Genomic DNA, 23377 nt, shown 5'->3' on the forward strand with positions numbered 1-23377 from the left:
AACGTCGCCAATAACGCGGTGAGCGTCACAAACAAAAAAGCCCGCATCATTTCTGATGCGGGCTTTTTTCATACGGAGGCTATCCTCAGATCGCCTTGGCCAGCTGCGCCGCAATCCCCGTGTAGTTCGCCGGCGTCATCGCCAGCAGCAGCTCCCTGGCTTCCTGCGGAATCGCCAGCTTGCCGATGAACTCCTGCAGCGCTTCGCGGGTAATGCCCTTGCCGCGCGTGAGTTCCTTCAGCTGCTCGTACGGGTTCTCGATGCCGTAGCGGCGCATCACGGTCTGCACCGGCTCGGCCAGCACTTCCCAGCTGGCGTCCAGGTCCGCTTCCAGGCGGGCCGCATTCACTTCCAGCTTGTTCAGGCCGCGCAGGCAGCTGTCGTAGGCCAGCAGGGCGTAGCCGAAGCCGACGCCGATGTTGCGCAGCACGGTGGAATCGGTGAGGTCGCGCTGCATGCGCGAGACCGGCAGCTTCTCGGCCATATGGCGCAGCACGGCGTTAGCCAGGCCCAGGTTGCCTTCCGAGTTCTCGAAGTCGATCGGGTTGACTTTATGCGGCATGGTCGACGAACCGATTTCGCCGGCCTTCAGCTTCTGCTTGAAGTAGCCCAGCGAAACGTAGGTCCAGATGTCGCGGTTCAGGTCCAGCAGGATCGTGTTGGCGCGCGCGATCGCATCGAACATCTCGGCCATGTAGTCGTGCGGCTCGATCTGGATGGTGTAGGGATTGAAGGTCAGGCCCAGGCGCGATTCGATTACCTCCTTCGAAAACGCCTGCCAGTCGAAGCCAGGGTAGGCCGACAGGTGGGCATTGTAGTTGCCGACCGCGCCGTTCATCTTGCCGAGGATTTCGACGTCGGCGATGCGCTTCACGGCGCGCTGCAGGCGGGCGACCACGTTGGCGAATTCCTTGCCGAGGGTGGTCGGGCTGGCGGTCTGGCCGTGGGTGCGCGAGAGCATCGGCAGCTCGGCGTTCACATGGGCGATCTCGGTCAGCTTGGCGATCACGTTCTGCAGGGCCGGCACGATCACGCCGTCGCGCGCGGCTTTGAGCATCATGCCGTGCGAGGTGTTGTTGATGTCTTCCGAGGTGCAGCCGAAGTGGATGAATTCCGACGCCGCCACCAGCTCCGGCACGTCCTTCACCTGTTCCTTCAGCCAGTACTCGACCGCCTTCACGTCGTGGTTCGTGACCGCTTCGATTTCCTTGATGCGCGCGGCGTCGGCTTCGCTGAAGTCCGCGGCCATCTTGTCGAGGTGGGCGATCGCTTCAGTCGAAAACGGCTTGATTTCGTCGAAGCCAGCCTGGGCCAGGGCCTGCAGCCAGGAGATCTCGACCTTCACGCGGTGGTGCATGAAGCCGGCTTCGGACAGGATCGGGCGCAGCTTGTCGGTCTTGGCGGCGTAGCGGCCGTCGAGCGGCGACAGGGCCGACAGGGAGGAAAGGGGGGCGGTAGCGGTCATGGCGGGCGTCCGTGCAAAAACGTCGATTTTACCATTGGACTGGCCCGCGCCCCTTGTTGCGGGCGCGTCGAAAGCGGCCGTGACGGCGGTTTTTCGCGGCAGGGCCAATGTTATACTCTTATTAAATTATCCTTTCCGAGCATCTATGAAACTCATCGGTTCGACCACCAGTCCCTATGTGCGCAAGGTCCGCGTCGTGATGGCGGAAAAGAAGCTCGACTACAGCTTCGAGCTCGATAACGTGTGGGCCGCGACCACCCAGGTCCACCTGTCCAACCCGCTCGGCAAGGTGCCCTGCCTGGTGATGGAAGACGGCAGCGCCCTCTACGACTCGCGCGTGATCGCCGAATACCTCGACACCCTCACGCCGGTGTGCAAGCTGCTGCCGGCCAACGGCAACGGCCGCGACCGCGCCGACGTGAAAGTCTGGGAAGCGCTGGCCGACGGCGTGCTCGATGCCGCCGTGCTGGTGCGCCTGGAACGCACGCTGCGCCCGCAGGAACAGCAAAGCCCGCAGTGGATCGCGCGCCAGCTGGGCAAGGTGACGGCCGGCTTGCAGATCATGTCGGAAAAGCTCGGCGACAGCGCCTACTGCATGGGCAAGAACTACTCGCTGGCCGATGTGGCCGTGGGTTGCGCGCTGGGCTGGCTGACGTTCCGCTTCCCGGAGATCGACTGGCGCGGTGACCATCCGAACCTGGCGCGCCTGCACGACAAGCTGGCCGAGCGCGCGTCCTTCAAGGACACCGTGCCGTTCGAAGCGTGAGCGGCCCGGTGGATAACACGGCAACCGTCGTCTTCGGCGAAGCCCTGGTCGACGACTTCGCCACCGAGCAGGTGGTGGGCGGCGCGCCCTTCAACGTCGCGCGCCACCTGGCCGCCTTCATGGCGCCGCAGTTGATGATCACCCGCGTCGGCGCAGACCGCAACGGCGAAAGCGTGCGCGCCGAATTCGAGCGCTTCGCCATGTCGCAGGCCGGCCTGCAGCGCGACGCCATCGAGGAAACCGGCCGCGTGCTGGTCGAGCGCCTGGCCAAGGGCCACCGCTTCGTGATCGTGCCGAACCAGGCCTACGACTACATCGAACGCGAGGCGGCGCTGGCGGCCATGGCGTCGGTGACGCCCTCGGCCATCTACTTCGGCACCCTGGCCCAGCGCAGCGAACGCTCGCGCGGCACGCTGCAGGCGCTCCTGTCAGCCACCCAGGCCACGCGCTTCCTCGACCTGAATTTGCGCGAAGGCCAGTACGGCGAGCGCACCGTCTTCCACGCGCTGCATGCGGCGGATATCGTGAAGGTGAACGAAGAAGAGCTGCAGGCTTTGTTCCAGTGGTACTTCCAGCTCGGCCCGAACGACCCGCCGCTGGCCCCCAACGAAACCCGCTCGGCCTGCGCCGGCCTGCTGAAGATGTTCGGCCTGCAGGCGCTGATCGTCACGCTCGGTCACCGCGGCTCGGTGTATTTCGGCCGCGACGGCGCCACGATCGACACCCGCGACACGCCGGCGCCGCCCTTCGTCATCGACACGGTGGGGGCAGGGGATGCGTTCTCGGCGATCTTCCTGCTGGGCCGCGCACGCGGCTGGCCGCTGGACGTCACGCTCACGCGCGCCAACGAATTCGCCGGCGCCATCTGCGCCGTCACCGGCGCCGTGCCGCGCGACCTGGGCTTCTACGACAAGTGGATGAGCCGCTGGCGGTAATCAGAAACCGAAGCCTTCGCCGGCGCCCAGCAGGGTGGCGACACCGAGCGCCGCAAAGATCAGCGCCGCAATCCCGTGCACCAGCGTGAGCGGAATCTTGTTCGCGATCCGCTCGCCGAAGTACACCGCCGGCACGTTCGCCAGCATCATGCCGAAGGTGGTGCCGGCCACCACCGTCACGATCTCGTTGTAGCGCGCCGCCAGCGCCACGGTGGCCACCTGCGTCTTGTCCCCCATCTCGGCGACAAAGAACGCCAGCACGGTGGTGAAGAACACGCCGAACCTGGCCAGCGAGGCCTCGGTCTCATCGACTTCGTCGGGAATCATCGCCCACACCGCCATGCCCAGGAACGAGAGCCCCAGCACCCAGCGCATGCTTGAAGGTCCCAGCAGCTCGCTCACCAGCGCGCCGACGGCGGCGGCAAAGGCGTGGTTGAGCAGGGTGGCGACAAGGATGCCGGCGACGATGGGCAGCGGACGGCGAAAGCGCGCGGCGAGGAGAAAGGCCAGGAGCTGCGTCTTGTCGCCGATTTCAGCGAGGCCGACGATGCCGGTAGCGACCAGGAAGGCATCCATAAAGTGGTGCGTGCAAAAGCGCGGATCATAGCAGAGTCCATCCCGCGTTAGCGCGTCAATACAGCGCCGGTTCCATGTTTGGCAGGGTGGACACCCGTGTCCACGCTGTACGGCGCTTGCATGTCGAACACCGCGCCGCGCAGCGCCCCATCCTTTCGCACACCACCCTAAAGTGCTATCCTGCCCAGCTGCTTCCGCCGCCCCAGGGCCGGCCCCACCACCGACGAGACACCATGACAACCAGTACCTTGCTGCGCGCCACCCTGTGCGCCATCCTCGGCACGGCCAGCGCGCAGGCCCTCGCGCTCGACCCGCTCAGCTACGCCAACTACGACCAGGTGCGCACCCGCGCCCTGCACATGGACCTGAAGGCCGACTTCGAGAAGAAGACCCTGTCCGGCTTTGCCGAACTGTCGCTCGACTGGCTCGACAAGTCCGCCCGCACCCTCGACCTCGACACGCGCGAGCTGACGATCTCGAAGATCGAAGCCCAGGATGCCATGGGCCGCTGGACCCCGGCAAAGTACACCCTCGACAAGTTCGACCAGGAGAAGGGCCAGGCCCTGCACGTGCAGCTGCCCGCACAAGCGCCCAAGGTGCGCATCCACTACCACACCGCCCCCACCGCCAGCGCCCTGCAATGGCTCACGCCAGCCCAGACCCTGTCCGGCAAGCGTCCCTTCATGTTCAGCCAGTCGCAATCCATTAACGCGCGCTCCTGGGTGCCGGTGCAGGACACGCCGTCGGTGCGCTTTACCTACACCGCACGCATCCAGGCCCCGCAAGGCCTGCGCGTGGTGATGAGCGCCGATAACGACCCGAAGGCGACGGGCAAGGGCGGCTGGAAATTCACCATGCCGCAGCCGATTCCGTCCTACCTGCTGGCCATCGGCATCGGTGAGCTGGAAGCGCGCACCCTGGGCGGACGCACCGGCGTCTACGCCGAGCCGCTGCGCATGGAAGCCGCCGCCTACGAACTGGCCGACACCGAAAAGATGGTCGAAGCCGCCGAGTCGCTCTATGGCCCCTATCGCTGGGGACGCTACGACATGCTGGTGCTGCCGCCGTCCTTCCCGATCGGCGGCATGGAGAATCCGCGCCTGACCTTTCTCACCCCGACCATGATCGCCGGCGACCGCAGCCTGGTCGACCTGATCGCCCACGAACTGGCGCACAGCTGGTCGGGCAACCTGGTCACCAACGCCTCGTGGAAGCACTGGTGGCTGAATGAAGGTTTTACGACCTACGTGACCACCCGCATTCTTGAGGTCCTGTATGGCCAGGAAGTCGCGCTGATGAATTTGCAGCTCGAGCAGGAAGAAGCGATCGACTCGCTGAAGGAGATCCCGCCGGCGAAACAGGCCTTGATCACGCGCGCCGCCGACACCGGTTCGGCCACCTACACCGACGAAGGCCTGGCCTATCCGAAGGGCGCCTGGTTCCTGCGCACCCTGGAAGAGCGCGCCGGCCGCGCCGTGTTCGATCCCTTCCTGCGCGGCTGGTTCGACAGCCACGCCTTCCAGAGCGTGACCACCGACCAGTTCGTTGCCTACCTGCGCAGCAATTTGCTGGCGAAGCACCCACAGGTAATGAGCAATGCGGAACTCGACGAATGGCTGTACGGCCCGGGCATTCCGGCGAGCGCCAAGCACGCCAAGTCGCAGCGCTTGACGGCGCTGGATACCGCCACCGCCGCCTGGATCAAAGGCGAGCTGCCGACAGCGAAGCTCGACACCAAAGGCTGGACGGCCGCTGAGTGGATGAAGTTCCTGAACGATATCGACAACAAGGTGGATGCGAAGCGCCTAAAGGAACTGGACACCGCCTTTGGCCTGGCCAAGACCGGCAACAACGAAGTCGCCTTCCGCTTCTACCGCGCCGCCGTGCACGCCGGCTACCGCGACATCCGCCCGCAGCTGAACGCCTTCCTGATGAGCGTCGGCCGCCAGAAGTTCGTGGTGCCGCTGTACACCGCACTGCGCGCGAATGCGGAAGACCGCGCCTGGGCCGAGAGCGTCTACAAGTCCGCCCGCGAACGCTACCACCCCGAAACGCAGGGAAGCGTCGATAAACAGATGGTCAAACAATAAAAGGAACCCGAGAGTGCAACAGATCAAACACCTTACAGCCGCAATCCTCATCGCGTTTTCTGCCGCTGGCGCCTATGCTCAAACACAAGCGCCAGCGATCGCCGCCATCGCGCCAGCCAGTGCCTACGACCTGGAACAGGACGTCACCCGCACCATGAAGGCCTTCGACGTGCCCGGCATCGCGATTGCCGTCGTCAAGGACGGTCAAGTGATCGCTGCGCGCGGCTTCGGCGTGCGTAAACTCGGCGAGCCGGCGAAAGTGGATGGCAAGACCCTGTTCGAAATCGCCTCGAACTCGAAAGCCTTTACCGCCGCCGCCCTGGCCATGCTGGTCGACGAGGGCAAGCTGAAATGGGACGACCCGGTGGTCAAGCACCTGCCGGACTTCCAGATGTACGATGCCTACGTCACCCGTGAAATGACGGTGCGCGATCTGCTGACCCACCGCAGCGGCCTGGGCCTGGGCGCCGGGGACCTGCTGTGGTGGCCGACCACCAACTTCAGCACCGACGAGATCATCGAGAAGCTGCGCTACATCCGCCCGGCCACCAGCTTCCGCAGCAGCTACGCCTACGACAACCTGCTGTACATCGTGGCCGGCAAGATCATCGCCCAGAAGTCCGGTAAATCCTGGGGCGATACGGTGCGCGAGCGCATCCTGAACCCGGTCGGCATGACCACGACCACCACCAGCCTGGCGGAAAACGAGGGCAACCCGAACGCCTCGAACGCGCACAGCAAGATCAAGGACAAGATCAGCGCCGTGAAGTCGATGCCGGTGGCGAACGCGGTCGGCGCGGTGGGCATCAACACGAATGCCGAAGACATCGCCAAGTGGATGCAGGTGCTGCTCGACGGCGGCCGCGTGGCAGGCGCCAAGGGCGCGGACGGCAAGGAACTGCGTTTGTGGAGCGAAGCGCAATCGCGCGAGATGTGGACCGCGCAGACGCCGATGAAGATCAACACGCCGAAAGGCCCGCTGGCGTCCACCAAGCCGAACTTCTATGCCTACGGCCTGGGCTTCCAGCTGCGCGACTACAAGGGCCAGCTGGTGGCCATGCACGGCGGCGCACTGCAGGGCTTCTATTCGCGCGTGCTGCTGGTGCCGGAATCGAAGCTGGGCATCGCGATCCTGACCAACGCCGAAAGCGGCGGCGCCCTGAGCGCGCTGCAGTACCGCCTGATGGACCAGTACATGACGGGTTCCACGCCGACCGACTGGATCAAGCTGGTGTCCGATATCGAGGAAGAAGCGCATGCCAAGGAACTGGCGCGTTTGAAGTCGGCATCGACCACGCGCGCGTCGACGTCGAAGCCGTCGCTGGCGCTGTCGGCCTACGAAGGCCAGTACGAGGACCCGTGGTACGGCATCATGAACGTGAAGCGCAATGGCAACAAGCTGGTGATGTCGTTCTCGAAGACGCCCGATTTGACAGGCGAGATGGAACACTTCCAGCACGACACCTTCATCGTGCGCTGGAAGGAGCGCAACTTCAATGCCGATGCGTATGCGACCTTCTCGCTGGACCATGACGGCAGCATCGATCATGTGAAGATGAAGGCGGTGTCCGAGGAGACCGACTTCAGCTACGACTTCCATGATTTGCTGTTTACGCCGGTGAAGGCAGCAGCGAAGAAGTAACAGAAAAAGGGGCCGCGGCCCCTTTTTCATTGTTGGCTTGTACCGTACGGTGGGCACTCCGTGCCCACGCGGAATGCGATGTCATCGGCGGCCGTGTTCTGGACGCGTTGCGCATATCGAGACAACGTGTCTCAAAGAACAATCGCTAACGTTTATCTTGGACGACAGCCAACGCTGTGCAGAGTACCGGCATCAAACGGAGCCAACCCGTATCAGGCTTCCGCGTGGGCACGGCGTGCCCACCGTACGGTCACCGCCCCGATCATTCCTGCCTCACGAATATGCCGGCGCTACGATAAAAAACGGGGCCATCGGCCCCGCTTACTTACTGCTTCACGAATTTCAACGTCATCCGATCGCTCTCGCCAATCGCCACGTACTTCTCGCGATCCTTGTCCTTGTTCGCCAGCACCGGCGGCAACGTCCACACGCCCTTGTCGTGGTCGGCCTTGTCCTTGGCATTCGCATTCACTTCCGACCTTCCCGCCAGCTTGAAGCCCGCGCTCTCGGCCATCTTGATCACGTACGACTCGTGCACGTAGCCGCTCGATGCCTTTTCGTCCTGCTTCATCGACGCCGGCAGACGATGGTCCACCACGCCCAGCACGCCGCCCGGCTTGAGCACCTTGTGGATCTCCTTGAAGATCGTCTTCACCGAGTCGTCGCCATACCCCACCCAGTTGTGCAGGTTGCGGAAGGTGAGCACCATGTCGACGCTGTTCGGCGCGGCGATTTCGTAGCGGCTTGGCGGCTCGAACACGCTGGTCACGACCTTGTCGTACAGCGCCGGATTCGAGTCGAGCTTCTTCTTGAAGGCCTCGCCATAGCGGTTGCCCGGTGCGACGGCCTGGCCGGCGCCGATCAGCTTGCCCTTGTCGCGCAGGTAGGGCGCCAGGATCTCGGTGTACCAGCCGCCCGAGGGCACCAGTTCCACCACCGTCATGTTCGGCTTGATGCCGAAGAAGGTCAGCGTTTCATAGGGATGGCGATAGACATCGCGTGCGCTGTTGGTGGCGGCGCGGTGCTCGCCGGCGATGGCGGCTTTCAAAGCGTCGTCGGCGTGGGCAGCGCCCAGCATGCCGGTGGCCAGTGCTGCTGCCAGGATCAGTCGTTTCATCGGTTGCGTCTCCATTGTGGTTGAGCGTCGCGCCCGATGATCGGGCATGCATACCGCACAGTCAAGCGAATCCGCGTGCACCTTCGGAGGGAGTGTCAATACAAAAACGCCCTCGCATGCAGCAGCCGTGCGTAGTCGTGTAGCCAGTTTGTATCGGCCGCAAAGATTGCCTATTCAAAACGTTTAGTTGCTGATAATGTTTAGCGGTTTGCCGTTGCGCTCGCAGCGCCGGCAGCCACGAGTTCACCATATACATACGCGGCACGGTCCGTATGAACGCCGCCCCAGAAGCAGCTTGAATTCAGGAGACAGAATGGAACGTCGTACCTTCCTCAACATCGGCACCATCGCCTTTGGCTCGATGCTGATCCCGGTGGCTGGCCGCGCAATCGCGGCCGAAGAGCTGCTCAATCCGATGGCCGCATCGGCGAAAAAGGCGCTGGCGGACATCGCGCTGAACGCCGCCACCAAGGCCGGCGCTTCCTACTGCGACGTGCGCATCGGGCGCTACCTGAACCAGTTCGTCACCACCCGCGACCTGAACGTCGAGAACGTCGTGAATACCGAGTCGGCCGGCGTCGGCGTGCGCGTGATCGTGAACGGCGCCTACGGCTTTGCCGCCACCTCCGACATGACCAACGACGGCATCGCCGGCGCGGCGCGCCAGGCGGTGGCGATTGCGAAGGCCAACGCCAAGCTGCAGACCGAACCGGTGCAGCTGGCGCCGGTGAAGGGCGTGGGCGAGGTTAGCTGGGCCACGCCGATCAAGAAGGACTGGCGCACGGTGCCGATCAAGGACAAGGCCGACCTGCTGATCGCCGCCAACAAGGCCGGCATGGACGGCGGCGCCAACTTCATGCAGTCGATGCTGTTCCAGGTGAACCAGCAGAAGTACTTTGCTTCCACCGACGGCTCCTACATCGACCAGGACCTGCACCGCCTGTGGGCGCCGATGACGGCCACCGCGGTCGACAAGGCCACCGGCAAGTTCCGCTCGCGCGCCGGCCTGGGCGCGCCGGTCGGCATGGGCTACGAGTACCTCGATGCCCGCCCCGAGCACAAGATCAAGGCCGCCGGCGGTGTCGCCACCCTCTACACCCAGTCCTACGACATCGTCGAGGACGCGCGCGCCGCCGGCCGCGACGCCAAGCGCAAGCTCACCGCGAAGTCGGTCACCCCGGGCAAGTACGACCTGATGCTGACGCCGGAACACCTGTGGCTGACCATCCACGAATCGGTGGGCCACCCGACGGAACTCGACCGCGTGCTCGGCTACGAAGCAAACTACGCCGGCACCAGCTTCGCCACGCTCGACAAGTGGCAGACCAAGAAATTCAAGTACGGCTCGGACCTGGTGAACATCGTCGCCGACAAGACCACCCCGGGTTCGCTCGGCGCGGTGGCCTACGACGATGAAGGCGTCAAGTGCAAGCAGTGGGACATCATCAAGGACGGCATCCTGGTCAACTACCAGGCCACGCGCGACCAGGCCCACATCATCGGCGAAAAGGAATCGCATGGCTGCTCGTACGCGGACTCGTGGAGCAACGTGCAGTTCCAGCGCATGCCGAACGTGTCGCTCGCGGCCGGCAAAAAGAAAATGACGCCGGACGAGATGGTCAAGAACATCAAGAAGGGCATCTACATCGTCGGCGACGGTTCGTTCTCGATCGACCAGCAGCGCTACAACTTCCAGTTCGGCGGCCAGCTGTACTACGAAATCAAGGACGGCAAGATCGGCGAGATGCTGGAAGACGTGGCCTACCAGGCGAACACCCAGGAATTCTGGAGCGCCTGCACGGCCCTGTGCGACGAGCGCGACTGGCGCATGGGTGGTTCCTTCTTCGACGGCAAGGGCCAGCCGCCGCAGATTTCCATCGTCTCGCATGGCGCCTCGACCGCGCGCTTCAACGGCATCAACGTGATCAACACCGCCCGCAAGATCGGTTAAGGAAACGCACATGACCATCCTGACCCAGGAACAAACCAAGCGCATCTGCGACCGCGTGCTGTCGCTGACCAAGGCCGACGAGTGCATCGTCAGCATCGGCGGCAAACGCGCCGGCAATATCCGCTTCGCCCGTAATGCCGTCTCCACCGCCGGCCTGACCGACGACACGTCGATTACCGTGCGCGTCGCCTTCGGCAAGCGCCAGGGCACCGCCAGCATCAACGAGTTCGACGACAAGTCGCTCGAACGCGTGGTGCGCCGCGCCGAAGAGCTAGCGCGCCTGGCGCCGGAAAACCCGGAGTTCATGCCGGCCGTGGCCAAGGCCGCGTTCAGGCAGTCGAACACCTTTGTCCAGAAGACCGCCGACATCGACCCCGAGATCCGCGCCCAGGCCGCCGCCTACAGCATCGAGGCCTGCCGCAAGCAGGGCCTGGTGGCTGCCGGCTTCCTGACCGACACCACCTCGTTCGAAACCATCGCCAACTCGAACGGCGTCTTCGGCCACCAGGTCCTGACCTCGCTCGACTTCACCTGCACCATCCGCACCGAAGACGGCCGCGGCTCGGGCTGGGTCAAGCGCTCGGCGCGCGACCTGGCGAAGTTCGATCCGCGCGAAGCGGCCGACGTCGCCATCGAAAAGGCGCTGCGCTCGGTCGACGCCAAGGCACTGGAACCGGGCCGCTACACCGTGGTGCTGGAACCGGCCGCCACCAGCGATTTGCTCGCCTTTATGTTCAACGGCTTCGACGCGCGCCGCGCCGACGAAGGCCGCAGCTTCCTGTCCAAGGCCGGCGGCAAGAACCGCCTGGGCGACAAGCTGTTCGATGAGCAGGTGAACATCTGGACCGACCCGTGGAACCCGGACGTGCCGGTGCTGCCGTGGGACGAATCCATGCGCGCGCGCGAACGCATCGACCTGATCAAGGGCGGCCGCGTGGCCTCGATGGATTACTCGCGCTACTGGGCCCAGCAAAAGGGCGTGCGCTCGATCGGCGGCGCCGGCAACTACATCATGGGCGGCACGGATAAAACCACGGCCGAACTGATCGCGAACACCAAGAAGGGCGTGCTGGTCACCCGTACCTGGTACATCCGCATGGTCGACCCGCAATCGGTGGCCCTGACCGGCCTGACCCGCGACGGCACCTTCTACATCGAGAACGGCAAGATCAAGCATCCGATCAAGAACTTCCGCTTCAACGAAAGCCCGGTGGCGCTGCTGAACAATATCGAGGAAATCGGCAAGCCGGTGGTGATCGGCGGCGACGAAGGCCCGGACCCGATGGTGATTCCGTCGATGAAGGTCAGGGACTTCAACTTCACGTCGCTGTCGGACGCGGTGTAAGACTCGTTGGCGCCGATATGAATGTTGGCGCTGACCGTACGGTGGGCACCCCGTGCCCACGCGAATGTTCGCGCCACGTTGACGCCGAAACGATATGCCATTGGATGCACCGTGGCAGCGCATCGGAAGCAGGCCACGACACAAGGTAACAACGCGTACGCATCCGCGTGGGCACGGGGTGCCCACCGTACGGGACGCAGCGCGGATATGGAAACACGCGCGGTAAATGGAGACAAGATGGAACGACGTAGCTTCTTAAAAATCGGCGCCGGCACCGCTGGCGCCATGCTGGTCCCGGTCTTCGGCAATGCCATCGCCGCCGAAGACCTGCTCAACCCGATGGCGCTGAGCTTCAAGAAATCCCTGGCCGACGCCGCCCTGAACGCCGCCACCAAGGCCGGCGCGTCCTACTGCGACGTGCGCATCGGCCGCTACCTGAACCAGTTCATCACCACGCGCGACCTGAACGTCGAGAACATCACCAACACCGAATCGACCGGCGTCGGCGTGCGCGTGATCGCCGGCGGCGCCTACGGTTTCGCCGCCACCAACAGCATGCATCCCGACGCCGTGGCCGCCGCCGCGCGCCAGGCGGTAGCGATCGCCAAGGCCAACGCAAAACTGCAAACCGAACCGGTGCAACTCGCGCCGGTGAAGGGCGTGGGCGAAGTCAGCTGGGCCACGCCGATCAAGAAGGACTGGCGCGCGGTGCCGGTCAAGGAAAAGGCCGACATGCTGATCGCCGCCAACAAGGCCGGCCTGGAAGCGGGCGCCAGCTTCATGACGGCGAACCTGTTCCAGATTAACCAGCAAAAGTATTTCGCTTCCACCGACGGTTCCTACATCGACCAGGACATCCACCGCCTGTGGGCGCCGATCACCGCCACCGCGGTCGACAAGGCCACCGGCAAGTTCCGCTCGCGCGGCGGCCTGGGTGCGCCGGTGAGCATGGGCTACGAATACTTCGACGTGCGCGCGCAAGACAAGGTGCGCGCCGCCGGCGGCGTGACCACGCTCTACACCAAGTCGTACGACGTGGTGGAAGACGCCCGCCTCGCAGGCAAGCAGGCGCGCGAGAAGCTCAGCGCCAAATCCGTCGAACCCGGCAAGTACGACCTGGTGCTGGCGCCGGAACACCTGTTCCTGACCATCCACGAAGCCGTCGGCCACCCGACGGAGCTGGACCGCGTGCTCGGCTACGAAGCCAACTACGCCGGCACCAGCTTCGCTACGCTCGACAAATGGCAGACGAAGAAATTCAAGTTCGGCTCCGAACGCGTGAACTTCATTGCCGACCGCACCACGCCGGGCTCCCTCGGCCTGATCGGCTACGACGACGAAGGCGTGCGCGCCAAGGAATGGGACATCATCAAGGACGGCGTGCTGGTCAACTACCAGGCCACGCGCGACCAGGCCCACATCATCGGCGAAAAGGAATCGCACGGCTGCTCGTATGCGGACTCGTGGAGCAGCGTGCAGTTCCAGCGCATGCCGAACGTGTCGCTGGCCGCCGGCAAGGCGCGCATGACGCCGGACGAAATGGTGGCCGACGTCAAGAAGGGCATCTACATCATCGGCCGCGGCTCCTACTCGATCGACCAGCAGCGCTACAACTTCCAGTTCGGCGGCACGCTGTTCTACGAAATCAAGAACGGCAAGATCACGAACCCGCTGGAAGACGTGGCCTACCAGTCAAACACTCAGGAATTCTGGAACGCCTGCAGCGCCATCTGCGACGAACGCGACTGGCGCATGGGCGGCTCCTTCTTCGACGGCAAGGGCCAGCCGAGCCAGGTCAGCGCGGTCTCGCACGGGTCGAGCACCACGCGCTTCAACGGCATCAATGTCATCAACACCGCACGCAAGATCGGTTGAGGAAAACACATGAAACATCTGAACCAGGAAGAAGCAAAACGCATCTGCGACCGTGTCATGGGCTTTTCGAAAGCCGACGAATGCAGCGTCGACATCAGCGGCAACCGCGCCGGCAACGTGCGCTTCGCGCGCAACAGCATCTCTACCGCCGGCCTGAACGAGGACATGACCCTCACCGTGCAGGTCGCCTTCGGCAAGAAATCGGGCATCGCCCAGCTGAACGAGTTCGACGATAAATCGCTCGAAAAGGCGGTGCGAAGGGCAGAGGAGTTGGCGCGCCTGGCGCCGGAGAATCCGGAATTCATGCCGGCCGTCGGCAAGCAGGAGTACAAGGCCACGCCGACGTTTGTCCGCGCCACCGCCGCCATCGACCCGGAATACCGCGCACAAGTGGCGGCCTACAGCATCGAGGCGGCCAACAAGAACAAGCTGGTCTGTGCCGGCTTCTTCAACGACAGCACCCGCTTCAATGCGGTGGCCAATTCGAACGGCGTGTTCGGTTTCCAGGAAATGACGGACCTGGCCTATACCTGCACCGTGCGCACCGAAGACGGCCGCGGCTCGGGCTGGGTCACCCGCTCGGCAGTCGATGCGTCGCGTTTCGATGCGCGCGAGGCGGCTGGCGTGGCCATCGAAAAGGCGCTGCGCTCGGTCGATGCGAAAGCGCTGGAACCGGGCCGCTACACGGTGATCCTGGAGCCTGCCGCCACCTCTGAAGTGCTGGGCAATATGTTCGCCAGTTTCGATGCGCGCGACGCCGACGAAGGCCGCAGTTTCCTGACCAAATCCGGCGGCAAGAACCGCCTGGGCGACAAGCTGTTCGACGAGCAGATCAACGTCTGGGCCGACCCGTGGAACCCGGACGTGCCGGTGGCGCCGTGGGATGGCCAGACCGGCCTGGCGCGCCAGCGTGCCGACATCATCAAGAACGGCCGCATCGCCTCGCTCGACTACTCGCTGTACTGGGCGAAAAAGCAGGGCGTGGCGCCGACCGCAAAGCACGGCAACATGATCATGGCCGGCGGCTCGAAATCGCTGGAAGAGCTGATTGCCTCGACCAAGAAGGGCGTGGTCGTGACCCGCACCTGGTACATCCGCATGGTCGACCCGCAGTCGCTGCTGCTGACGGGCCTCACGCGCGACGGCACCTTCTACGTCGAGAACGGCAAGATCAAGTACCCGATCAAGAACTTCCGCTTCAACGAAAGTCCGGTCACCATCCTCAACAACGTCGATGAACTGGGCAAGCCGGAAGTCATCGGTGGCGACGAGGTGCCTTACCAGATGGTGCTGCCGCCGATGAAGGTGCGCGACTTCAACTTCACGTCGCTGTCCGACGCGGTGTAATCGCATCAAGAGATGAAGCGGTTCGATTTTTACTTCACGCGCCTGATGTACGAGTCGGGCGACTGGGACGTGGACATCCGCATGCCCAGTAACGTGCTCAATTCGCTGGTCGAGTACACCACCCTGAAGGTGGACCCGGCCGAGCGGATGGTGTCGCTGTCCGACCCGAAGATGCTCGAAGCCCCGTTCTGCTACCTGGCGGGGCACAAGCTGGTGCAGTTCACCCCGGCCGAGCGCAAGAACTTCGAGCGCTACGTGAAGGGCGGCGGCTTCGTCTTCGTGGACGACTGCAACCACGACATCGACGGCCTGTTCGCGAAGTCGTTCGAGGCCGAGATGGCGAAGATCTTCGGGGCCACGGCCCTGAAGAAGATCCCGAATAACCATCCGGTGTATTCGAGCTTCTTCAAGTTCGACGGCCCGCCGAATACCTCGGTGGAGCTGAACGGCTGGGGCGACGACCTGGTGCACGAATACCTGAAGGCGATCGAGATCGGCGGGCGCGTGCGCGTGCTGTACTCGAACAAGGACTATGGCTGCGAGTGGGATTACGACTTCCGTAATAAACGTTTTCTCGCGGTCGACAACACCCGCTTTGCGGTGAACATCATTCAATATGCGTTAGGGGCTTGAGCAGTGGCTGAACAAGATGCGGTAGCGTGGAATGAAGTGGAAGTGGCAAGCCTGGTGGCCAAGACCGCCGCACTGAAGGCAAGCATGGGCCGGGTGATCATCGGCCAGGAAAACGTGGTCGAGCTCCTGATCACCTGCCTGCTGGCCGGCGGCCATGCGCTGGTGGAGGGCGTGCCGGGCCTGGGCAAGACCCTGTTGGTCAAGTCGCTGGCCCAGGCCACCGACATGCAGTTCCGCCGGGTGCAGTTCACGCCCGACCTGATGCCCTCGGATATCGTCGGCACCGAGATCCTGGAAGAAGACGCGGCCACCCGCCAGCGTTCCTTCCGCTTCCAGCCCGGCCCCGTGTTCACCCAGGTGCTGCTGGCCGACGAGATCAACCGCGCGCCGCCGAAGACCCAGTCGGCCCTGCTGGAGGCGATGCAGGAACGCTCGGTCACCTTTGCCGGCACCACGCACGCCTTGCCGCGTCCTTTCTTCGTGCTGGCCACGCAGAATCCGATCGAACAGAGCGGCACCTATCCGCTGCCGGAAGCCCAGCTCGACCGCTTCTTGCTGCGCATCGACGTGGTCTACCCGACCGAGGACGAAGAAGTGATGATGGTGGCGGCCACCACCCGCTCGAGCCTGCAGGATGCAGAAGCGGCGATGGATGTGGCGACCCTGCTGCGCCTGCAGCAGCTGGTGCGCGACATCGAGATCGGCGACCACCTGGTGCGCTATGCCACGCGCCTGGTGCGCGCCACGCGGCCGCAGGAAACGACGGTAGCCGCGGTGAAGAAGCACGTCGGCTGGGGCGCCGGCCCGCGCGCCGGGCAGGCGCTGGTGCTGGCCTCGAAGGCGCGCGCCGTGATGCAGGGCCGCCTGGCCGTGACGCGCGACGATATCGGAGCGATGCTGCTGCCGGTGCTGGCGCACCGCGTCGTGCGCAACTTCGAGGCCGAAGCCGACGGCGTGGCGATGGCCGACATCCTGCAGGCGCTGCGCAGCGAGATCAAGGTCGACTGAATTGGCAGTTGCTAGCTCGGCGCTGATCGCGCACACGACCAACCTCGACCTCGTCATCCGCCACGTGCTGGCCGGGCTGGGGCAGGGCATCCACGCCGGCCGCGAACGCGGTTCCGGCGTCGAGTTCTCCGAATACCGGACCTATGCGCCGGGCGACGAGTGGCGCCGCGTCGACTGGAAGCTGCTGGCGCGCGCCGACCGCTACTACGTGCGCGAGGCCGAGCGCGACAGCCATGTCGCCCTGTGGCTGGTGCTGGACGCCAGCGCCTCGATGATGGAGCCGAGCCGCAGCATTCCCGGCCTCGATAAACTCGCCTATGCGCGCACCCTGCTGGCCTGCGTGGCGGCGATCGCCCAGCGCCAGGGCGATGCCTTCGGGCTGGTGGTGCTGTCTGGCGGCCGCGTGCAGTTCACGCCCGCCGCGCGCGGTCCGCGCCAGTTGCAGCGCGTGCTGGCGAAATTGAACGCGGCCCAGGCCGAAGGCGCATTGCCGGACGCCGCCGCATTGAAGTCCGGCCTGCGCTTTGCACAATCGCCGTCGCTGGTGTTCGCCGCCAGCGACTTCCTCGATTTTCCTTCTCCCTTGTCGGAAGCGCTGCTGCGCCTGCGCCACATGCGCCACGACGTGCGCCTGGCCTGCATCCAAACCGAGGCCGAGTGCACGGGCGGCTTCGCTGCGGACCCGGCCTACCGCGACCCCGAGCTTGACGCCGGCGTGTTCCGATTCGGCGCCGACCTGCGCGAAGGCTACCTGCGCAACCGCGAGGCCCACTTCGCCACCGTAACGGCCGCCTGTCGCGCCGGCGACGTGCCGCTGGTGCATGCGCGTATCGAACAGGCGCCCGGTGACGTGTTGCGGCAATGGCTGCGCCAGGCGGGACGACGATGAACAGTTTGTGGTGGCTGGCTTTACCGACCTTGCTGCTGCCAATCTGGTGGCATCGCAAGAAGCGCGTCCAGGTTGCGGCAGAACCGCTGGCCAGCGCACGCTTCCTGCCGCGCACCGAACCGCGCCAGATGCGCGTGTGGCGCTGGGCCGACGTGATCCTGATGATCGTGCGCTGCCTGCTGCTGGCCTGCCTGATCGCCTGGCTGGCCGATCCGGTGCTGCCGTGGCGCGGGAATACCGTCGTGGTGGCCGAGGGCACGGACGCCGCCTGGGTCGAGCAGCAGGCCGCGCAGGCCGGCTTGGAGGATGCAGCGCGCCTGCCGCTTCCCGCAGCCGAGGCCTTGAGCTGGGTCCGCGCCCATGAGCGCGAATGGAAACCGAATGCGCGCCTGTTGGTGCTGGGCGATATCCCGATGCCGGCCACGCTGCCGCAGTTCCGCCATGCGCTCGAGCTGCGCACCCTGGCCAAGCCTGCCGCACCGCGCGAGGTACACGTGGCCATCGTCAGCGAGCGGGCAGGCGAGTGGCGCCGCATGTTCGCCGCCCTGGACGGCCCCTTGCGCGCCGTGGTCGACGCCGTGCCGGGTGCAAAAACCGAATTGATCGTCTGGGACAAGCCGGAAGCGCCGCCGCCATCGATGCGTGCGCCGCTGTGGTGGGCCGCGAATACGGCCGCCTTCCCCGAGCTGGCCAAGGCCCCCGGCGTGGACGGCATCCGCTACGCCGGCAGTGCGCGCGGCCGTCTCTGGACATCAGGTGCCTGGCCGCCGGGCGACGCGGCTGCCGCACGCCGCCTGCTGGAAACCTGGCGCAGCCTGCATTACGCGCCATTGCCCCATGCCGCGCCCGCACACCGCTTCGCCGCATCGAACGTGCCGGCAACGCAGCATGCCGACGGTGCGCTGCGCGATTTCCTGATGATGGCGCTGGTCGCCCTGTTTGCTCTCGAGAGGACCTTGACCCATGCACGCCGACGCTGACATCGCCGGGCGCATCTGGCGTGCCGCGCTGCTGCGGCGCCTGCCGCTGTGGGTACTGGGCGCCTTGCCCTGGCTGTCGCTGCGCCTGCTGCCGGGGCTCCTGGCCTGGGTGGCCTGGTGCATGTGGGACGGCGCGCGCCTGCGCCAGCGCGTATCGCATGGCTGGGTGAGCTGGCTCGACGCCGATGTGCCCGAGCTGGAAGACAGCAGCGCCTTATTGGTCGATGCCGACACGCCGCTGGCCCGGCTGCAGCGCGAGCGCCTGCTGGCGCGCATCGCCGAACGCCTCGACGCGCGCACGCTGCGCGCCATCGTGCGCCGTCACGTGGACATGGGCCTGAGCTGGCTCGCCCCCTGGCTGGTGTTTGCCGCGATTGTCTGGTACTTCGGCCAGCAGGGCAGCGCAGCGCAGCCCGCAGCGCCAGGCGCAGCGGCGCCGGCTGCCAGGGCGGCCGTGGTGCCGCAATTGACCCTTACCGCCATCCCGCCGTCGTACACCGGCCTGGCGCGCAGCGAAGGCGCACCGCGCCACCTCGAACTGCCGGAGGGGAGCAAGCTCACCTGGTGCCTGAAGAATCCCGAGGCCGGCCAGACCATCCTCGAACTGAGCGATGGCCGCACCCTGAACGTGGGCGACAAGTGCGCGGAGCTGGCCGCCACCGAATCGCTGTTCTGGCGCTGGCGCGGCGCACGCTACACGCTGAAGGTAACGCCGGACGCGCCGCCGCAGATCACGGTCTCGCAACCGACCCAGATGATCCAGGAACTCAAGCCCGAGGCGAAGACGGCCGCCATGGCATTGACGGTGCGCGACGACTACGCCGTGCGCCGCGCCACCCTGCACCTGACCCTGGCGCGCGGCAGCGGCGAGAACATCAAGTTCACCGACAGCGAAATGCCGATCCCGGCGTCGAAGGACCCGCGCGTGCGCAACTGGTCGAAACAATGGACCCTGGCGGAACTGGGCATGGAGCCGGGCGACGAGCTGTACTTCTTTGTGCGCGCCGTCGACAACGCCGCCAGGCCACACACCGTGCAGTCGCCGACCTACACCCTGCGCCTGCCCGCGCCGGAACAGGAGGAAGAAGAACAGACCTCGGCCATGCCGATGCTGGTCAAGCCGCAAAGCCTGCGCAGCCAGCGCCAGATCATCATCGACACCGAGCAGCTGATCGCCGACATGAAGGCAACCCGCATGAACGCGGGCGAAGTGCGCGAGCGCAGCGAAGCGATTGCCGCCGACCAGGCCCAGCTGCGGCGCCGCTATGGCCAGTTCCTGGGCGAGGAGTCGACGCTGTTCGGCGGCGAGGAAGAGCACGACGACCACGACGACCACGCGGCGCCGGGTAAACCACTGGACGTGCTGCACGAATTCGGCCACGCCCACGACGAAGCCGAGAACGCGACGATGTACGACGAGGGAACGAAAAAAATCCTGCGCCGCGCACTGGTGGCGATGTGGGACGCCGAAAAGGCCCTGCGCGCCATCACCCCGAAAACCGCGCTCGCGCCCGAACTCAAGGCCCTGGAAGCGATCAAGGAATTGCAGCAGGCCGACCGCATCTACCTGCACAAGACTGCATTCGTGCCGCCGCCGATCAAGGAAGAAATCCGCATGACGGGCGACGTGGTCGGCACCGCCAGCTACCGGCGCGAGCAGGGCGAGGCCCAGGATGCGATCCCGCTGCCGCTGCGCGAGCTGGTGACGGCCTTGTCGAGCGAGGGACCGCTGCCCGCCCTGTGGACGCGCACCGCCCACGACTGGGTGCGCGAGCGCCTGGCTGACGACGAACAGCGCCTGGCCGCCCAGCGTGCGGTCCAGGACGTGGCGGACGGTTGCCTGCGCTGCCGTCCGGTCCTGCGCGCCTGGCTGCGCGCTGGTGTCGCGCAGGCGCCGGTGATCCTGCAAGCGAAACCGGTGGCGCAAACGCCGTTCACCCGCGCGTGGAGCAAAGGAGAGCCGAAGTGAGTATCGAACTGCGCGCAGCCATTGTCATCGTCGGCGCCCTCAGCCTGCTGCTGTACCTGTGGCGCCGCCGCCCTCTCGATGCGCTGCTGGCCGCGATTGCCACCGGCGCGCTGTTCCTGCTGGCCACGGGCTGGAAGCTGCCCGGCGAGCTGGGCACCACGTTGGCCATCGACCCGGCGAAACCGCCCACGACGCTCGACGGCGTGCGTGCCCTCACCCTGGAGGGCGACGGCATGCGCGCCGCGCAATGGCAGGACCTGCCGGCGCGTCCCTTGTCCTGGATACCGCCCACGTCGGAAACGCTGCGCCTGGACTTCCCGCGCCATCTGCCGCTGGGCCGCATGTTCACGCTCACCGTGCAGCGCACGGCCAAGACGCCGGCACGTCTGCAGCTGCTGGCCGAGAATGGCCAGGTGCTGGCCGAAGCGCGCGGCGATGGCGCGCTTACCGTCGACTGGCTGCCGCCGCTGGCCGAAACCCTGGATTTGAAGGCGCGCCTGCTCGATGCGGGAGGCAGGCTGGTGGCCGAAGGGCCGGTGCCGGTGGTCGTCAGTGCAACGCCGCCGCTGCAGGTGCGCGGACGCTTCAGCGCGCCATCGTTCGATTTGCGCGTACTGAACGAACTTTTGGGAAGCAGCCATGCCGTGATCGACTGGCAGGTGGCGCTCGGTAAAACCGTCACCCGCAGCGAAACCGCGCGCGAAAAGATGGACAAGCCTGGCCTGCTGCTGATCGACGCCGCGTGGTTTGAGCGCGCATCCAGCGCCGCGCGCAGCGCATTGTTGGAAGAAGTGAAGCAGGGCGCCGCGCTGCTGGTCCTGGGCGGGAACGCCAACGACAGCGCGGTCTGGTCGCGCAGCGTGCAGCTCGCGCTGCGTGCGCAGCCGGCCGATGCCACCGTCGGCTCGCTGGCCTTGACGGCGGCGCCCCTGAACCCGGCTGGTGCACAGGCCGGCGCCTGGAGCGGCAAGGACGCCGTGTGGGCGCGTGCCTGGGGCCAGGGCCGCATCGGCTGGCTCGGCGCCGCCGACTGGCACCGCCAGGCGATCGCCCAGCCGCGCGCGCTGGCGCTGTGGTGGCAGGGCGTGCTTGATACGCTCGGCGTGCAGCGCATCGAGGAAGTGCACTGGCTCGATCCGCAGGAAATGCCGCTGCCGGGCCAGCGTACCGAGATCTGCGCACAGGGCGTGACGGGCAAGGTCCACTTCCCGGCATTGGATCAGACCTTGGCCTGGCAGCGCCGCAGTGATCGCGTCGACGCGTCGTGCGTGGCCGTGTGGCCGCGCCAGGCGGGCTGGCTGCGCATGGAAACCCAGGGCGCCAAGCCGGCGGTAGGGCAGGTCTACGTGTATGCGCCGGGCGACTGGCCGCAGTGGCAGGCCGCCGAGCGGCGCGACGCTACGGCCCGCTATGCGGCGCGTACGCCGGTGGCCGCCGAACAAACCCGGGGCACGCTGCCCGGCTGGCCGTTCGGCCTCGTGTTCGCGCTGGCCATGCTCGGCCTGTGGTGGCGCGAGCGGCGCTGACCGCGTCGTGACAATCCGTGCATTTCGCCGGGATGGATTTGACTACACTCATGGTTCCATCCGCGATTGGAACACCATGACAGACCCGAACAGCCCGACCGCCCTTGCACTGGCACAGACGATCGGTACGGCACTCGAACTGGCCAGTGCCGGCAAGCCGTATGCCGACGTCATCCGGCACCTGGGCAGCATGCCCGAGCACCACCGCGACTACCTGATGTCGGGCGAGCGCGACGGCACGCTGGAGGCGTCGTCGCCCTTGTTCGACGAGATCCACTTTTCGCTGGATGCGCCCGGCACCTCACCCGAGGCCCGCATCGTGACCCTCGAGTTCATTTCCGAACCCGGCGCCTTTACCTTCCACGATTTGCGCGAGGCATTCGGCGAATGGCGCCGCTCGCCGCCGGAACCGGAAGAAGTATCGTTTGCCGTGGCCTGGTTCACCCGCTACGACGTGCGGGGCGGGGCGCCGTTCTCGCTGTGCGCCGAATACGGGGAATACAGCGCGGCGATCGACCCTGGACGGACGCCCGACCGGGTGGTTTTCCAGCCTGGGGATGGACGGTGGGACTAAGGCGCCTGACAGTACCTGTTACTTGACCAGATGGGATAAGCGCATACTCTGAGCTATACGAATGGCATGCTATCGGCCAGGAGCGGACCTTGGCATGGTCCTGCGCTCGTGCGTCTTGTTTCAAAGCGATTCCGCCGACGAAAGAGACTGATAACTGATCGCTTTCAATGTCCGCTCTTGTTCAGTGGCTACTAAACAGTTCCACTTCGGCACATCTGATGCCAATACGGGGTGGAGCGGTCTTCCATTGATAGCGGACGTATGCAGGCTCAGCCGAAGTACTAATATGCGTCCGTGTTTGTAGACGGATTGATGCCATGGTCTGCCCCGTACAACCGTCGAATATGCCTGTTTTCGGTTGCGTAAACAACCACGCTGCACGATAAATGGCTGCAGCGTTTCTCGCTGCCGCCACCGCCCGCCGACTGGTCGCTTGCGCCGCGCATGACTGGCTGACGTGCAGATGCGACTGAAAATCTCCTGGCATGGGTGCCTACCAAGACGTGGTCTCTCCGAGCAGACAAGTACGTTGCGTTGGCGATCGCGGGACTCAAATGCCACACCTGTCGTCAACGCGCTACTTGCGTCCCGATGCAGATGTTTCTACAATGCAACTACAATTAAATCTATCATCATTGCTGTCGACATGACCGTGTGCCGCTCCATGGACATCTGCATGAAGCGGACGT

Annotated in this window: 18 protein-coding genes; 15 read left to right on the top strand and 3 right to left on the bottom strand. The window is 65.3% G+C overall.

Annotated elements, in window-relative coordinates:
• Positions 1 to 85: 85 nt before the first annotated feature.
• Positions 86 to 1465, bottom strand: coding sequence for an adenylosuccinate lyase (gene purB, locus LK540_RS22020; protein ID WP_229439538.1), 1380 nt, complete (start codon positions 1463 to 1465; stop codon positions 86 to 88).
• Positions 1466 to 1610: 145 nt separating this feature from the next.
• Here purB and LK540_RS22025 point away from each other — a divergent pair, with 145 nt between their 5' ends.
• Together LK540_RS22025 and LK540_RS22030 are read left to right on the top strand one after the other, a co-directional pair.
• Entirely contained in the window at positions 1611 to 2231 is a 621-nt protein-coding gene (locus LK540_RS22025) for a glutathione S-transferase N-terminal domain-containing protein (RefSeq protein ID WP_229439539.1), read from the top strand.
• Between the two features lie 8 nt (positions 2232 to 2239).
• On the top strand, positions 2240 to 3166 hold the full coding sequence (locus LK540_RS22030; protein ID WP_229439540.1) for a PfkB family carbohydrate kinase: 927 nt from the start codon (positions 2240 to 2242) through the stop codon (positions 3164 to 3166).
• Here the strand turns inward: LK540_RS22030 and LK540_RS22035 are convergent, their stop codons facing one another.
• On the bottom strand, positions 3167 to 3742 hold the full coding sequence (locus LK540_RS22035; RefSeq protein WP_229439541.1) for a TMEM165/GDT1 family protein: 576 nt from the start codon (positions 3740 to 3742) through the stop codon (positions 3167 to 3169). It lies immediately after the preceding gene.
• 233 nt (positions 3743 to 3975) lie between these two features.
• On the opposite strand from LK540_RS22035, the gene LK540_RS22040 reads away from it, so the two are divergent.
• Together LK540_RS22040 and LK540_RS22045 are read left to right on the top strand one after the other, a co-directional pair.
• Positions 3976 to 5832 carry a M1 family metallopeptidase gene (locus LK540_RS22040; RefSeq protein WP_229439542.1) on the top strand — a complete coding sequence of 619 codons (1857 nt, stop codon included), beginning with the start codon at positions 3976 to 3978 and terminating at the stop codon, positions 5830 to 5832.
• Between the two features lie 13 nt (positions 5833 to 5845).
• A complete protein-coding gene (locus LK540_RS22045; RefSeq protein ID WP_374041384.1) occupies positions 5846 to 7474 on the top strand; it encodes a serine hydrolase in 1629 nt (542 codons plus the stop codon).
• Between the two features lie 325 nt (positions 7475 to 7799).
• Here LK540_RS22045 and LK540_RS22050 read toward each other — a convergent pair whose 3' ends face one another.
• Positions 7800 to 8591: a class I SAM-dependent methyltransferase gene (locus LK540_RS22050; protein WP_229439543.1), complete on the bottom strand. Its 792-nt coding sequence runs from the start codon at positions 8589 to 8591 to the stop codon at positions 7800 to 7802.
• Positions 8592 to 8904: 313 nt separating this feature from the next.
• On the opposite strand from LK540_RS22050, the gene LK540_RS22055 reads away from it, so the two are divergent.
• From LK540_RS22055 to LK540_RS22105, 11 genes are all read left to right on the top strand, one after another.
• The gene (locus LK540_RS22055) at positions 8905 to 10542 is read left to right on the top strand and encodes a TldD/PmbA family protein (RefSeq protein WP_229439544.1); all 1638 of its coding nucleotides are present in this window, start codon (positions 8905 to 8907) and stop codon (positions 10540 to 10542) included.
• A 10-nt stretch (positions 10543 to 10552) separates the two neighbouring features.
• Entirely contained in the window at positions 10553 to 11887 is a 1335-nt protein-coding gene (locus LK540_RS22060) for a TldD/PmbA family protein (RefSeq protein ID WP_229439545.1), read from the top strand.
• A gap of 237 nt (positions 11888 to 12124) precedes the next feature.
• Positions 12125 to 13762 (top strand): TldD/PmbA family protein, encoded by a 1638-nt coding sequence (locus tag LK540_RS22065; protein ID WP_229439546.1) that lies wholly within the window; start codon positions 12125 to 12127, stop codon positions 13760 to 13762.
• Positions 13763 to 13771: 9 nt separating this feature from the next.
• Positions 13772 to 15109, top strand: coding sequence for a TldD/PmbA family protein (locus tag LK540_RS22070; protein ID WP_229439547.1), 1338 nt, complete (start codon positions 13772 to 13774; stop codon positions 15107 to 15109).
• A gap of 12 nt (positions 15110 to 15121) precedes the next feature.
• Positions 15122 to 15742, top strand: a complete 621-nt coding sequence (locus LK540_RS22075) for a DUF4159 domain-containing protein (protein WP_229439548.1) — start codon at positions 15122 to 15124, stop codon at positions 15740 to 15742.
• 3 nt (positions 15743 to 15745) lie between these two features.
• Positions 15746 to 16750, top strand: a complete 1005-nt coding sequence (locus tag LK540_RS22080; RefSeq protein ID WP_229439549.1) for a MoxR family ATPase — start codon at positions 15746 to 15748, stop codon at positions 16748 to 16750.
• 1 nt (position 16751) lies between these two features.
• The gene (locus LK540_RS22085) at positions 16752 to 17639 is read left to right on the top strand and encodes a DUF58 domain-containing protein (protein WP_229439550.1); all 888 of its coding nucleotides are present in this window, start codon (positions 16752 to 16754) and stop codon (positions 17637 to 17639) included.
• Entirely contained in the window at positions 17636 to 18619 is a 984-nt protein-coding gene (locus tag LK540_RS22090; RefSeq protein ID WP_229439551.1) for a BatA domain-containing protein, read from the top strand. Before LK540_RS22085 ends, LK540_RS22090 begins: the two co-directional genes overlap by 4 nt.
• Positions 18603 to 20588, top strand: coding sequence for a DUF4175 domain-containing protein (locus tag LK540_RS22095; RefSeq protein ID WP_229439552.1), 1986 nt, complete (start codon positions 18603 to 18605; stop codon positions 20586 to 20588). Before LK540_RS22090 ends, LK540_RS22095 begins: the two co-directional genes overlap by 17 nt.
• The gene (locus LK540_RS22100) at positions 20585 to 22114 is read left to right on the top strand and encodes a hypothetical protein (protein ID WP_229439553.1); all 1530 of its coding nucleotides are present in this window, start codon (positions 20585 to 20587) and stop codon (positions 22112 to 22114) included. The genes LK540_RS22095 and LK540_RS22100 overlap by 4 nt, the downstream gene beginning before the upstream one ends.
• Before the next feature lie 76 nt (positions 22115 to 22190).
• Positions 22191 to 22688 carry a hypothetical protein gene (locus LK540_RS22105; RefSeq protein ID WP_229439554.1) on the top strand — a complete coding sequence of 166 codons (498 nt, stop codon included), beginning with the start codon at positions 22191 to 22193 and terminating at the stop codon, positions 22686 to 22688.
• Positions 22689 to 23377 lie beyond the last annotated feature (689 nt).

It is taken from the genome of Massilia sp. IC2-278 (genome assembly GCF_020708045.1).
GTDB lineage: Bacteria > Pseudomonadota > Gammaproteobacteria > Burkholderiales > Burkholderiaceae_D > Telluria.

Bases quoted from the DNA above. Each gene is read 5' to 3' on its own strand.
- LK540_RS22095 (WP_229439552.1), top strand. From the start codon at position 18,603: ATGCACGCCGACGCTGACATCGCCGGGCGCATCTGGCGTGCCGCGCTG.
- LK540_RS22040 (WP_229439542.1), top strand. From the start codon at position 3,976: ATGACAACCAGTACCTTGCTGCGCGCCACCCTGTGCGCCATCCTCGGC.
- LK540_RS22090 (WP_229439551.1), top strand. From the start codon at position 17,636: ATGAACAGTTTGTGGTGGCTGGCTTTACCGACCTTGCTGCTGCCAATC.
- purB (WP_229439538.1), bottom strand. From the start codon at position 1,465: ATGACCGCTACCGCCCCCCTTTCCTCCCTGTCGGCCCTGTCGCCGCTC.
- LK540_RS22055 (WP_229439544.1), top strand. From the start codon at position 8,905: ATGGAACGTCGTACCTTCCTCAACATCGGCACCATCGCCTTTGGCTCG.
- LK540_RS22105 (WP_229439554.1), top strand. From the start codon at position 22,191: ATGACAGACCCGAACAGCCCGACCGCCCTTGCACTGGCACAGACGATC.
- LK540_RS22035 (WP_229439541.1), bottom strand. From the start codon at position 3,742: ATGGATGCCTTCCTGGTCGCTACCGGCATCGTCGGCCTCGCTGAAATC.
- LK540_RS22075 (WP_229439548.1), top strand. From the start codon at position 15,122: ATGAAGCGGTTCGATTTTTACTTCACGCGCCTGATGTACGAGTCGGGC.
- LK540_RS22025 (WP_229439539.1), top strand. From the start codon at position 1,611: ATGAAACTCATCGGTTCGACCACCAGTCCCTATGTGCGCAAGGTCCGC.
- LK540_RS22065 (WP_229439546.1), top strand. From the start codon at position 12,125: ATGGAACGACGTAGCTTCTTAAAAATCGGCGCCGGCACCGCTGGCGCC.
- LK540_RS22070 (WP_229439547.1), top strand. From the start codon at position 13,772: ATGAAACATCTGAACCAGGAAGAAGCAAAACGCATCTGCGACCGTGTC.
- LK540_RS22050 (WP_229439543.1), bottom strand. From the start codon at position 8,591: ATGAAACGACTGATCCTGGCAGCAGCACTGGCCACCGGCATGCTGGGC.
- LK540_RS22060 (WP_229439545.1), top strand. From the start codon at position 10,553: ATGACCATCCTGACCCAGGAACAAACCAAGCGCATCTGCGACCGCGTG.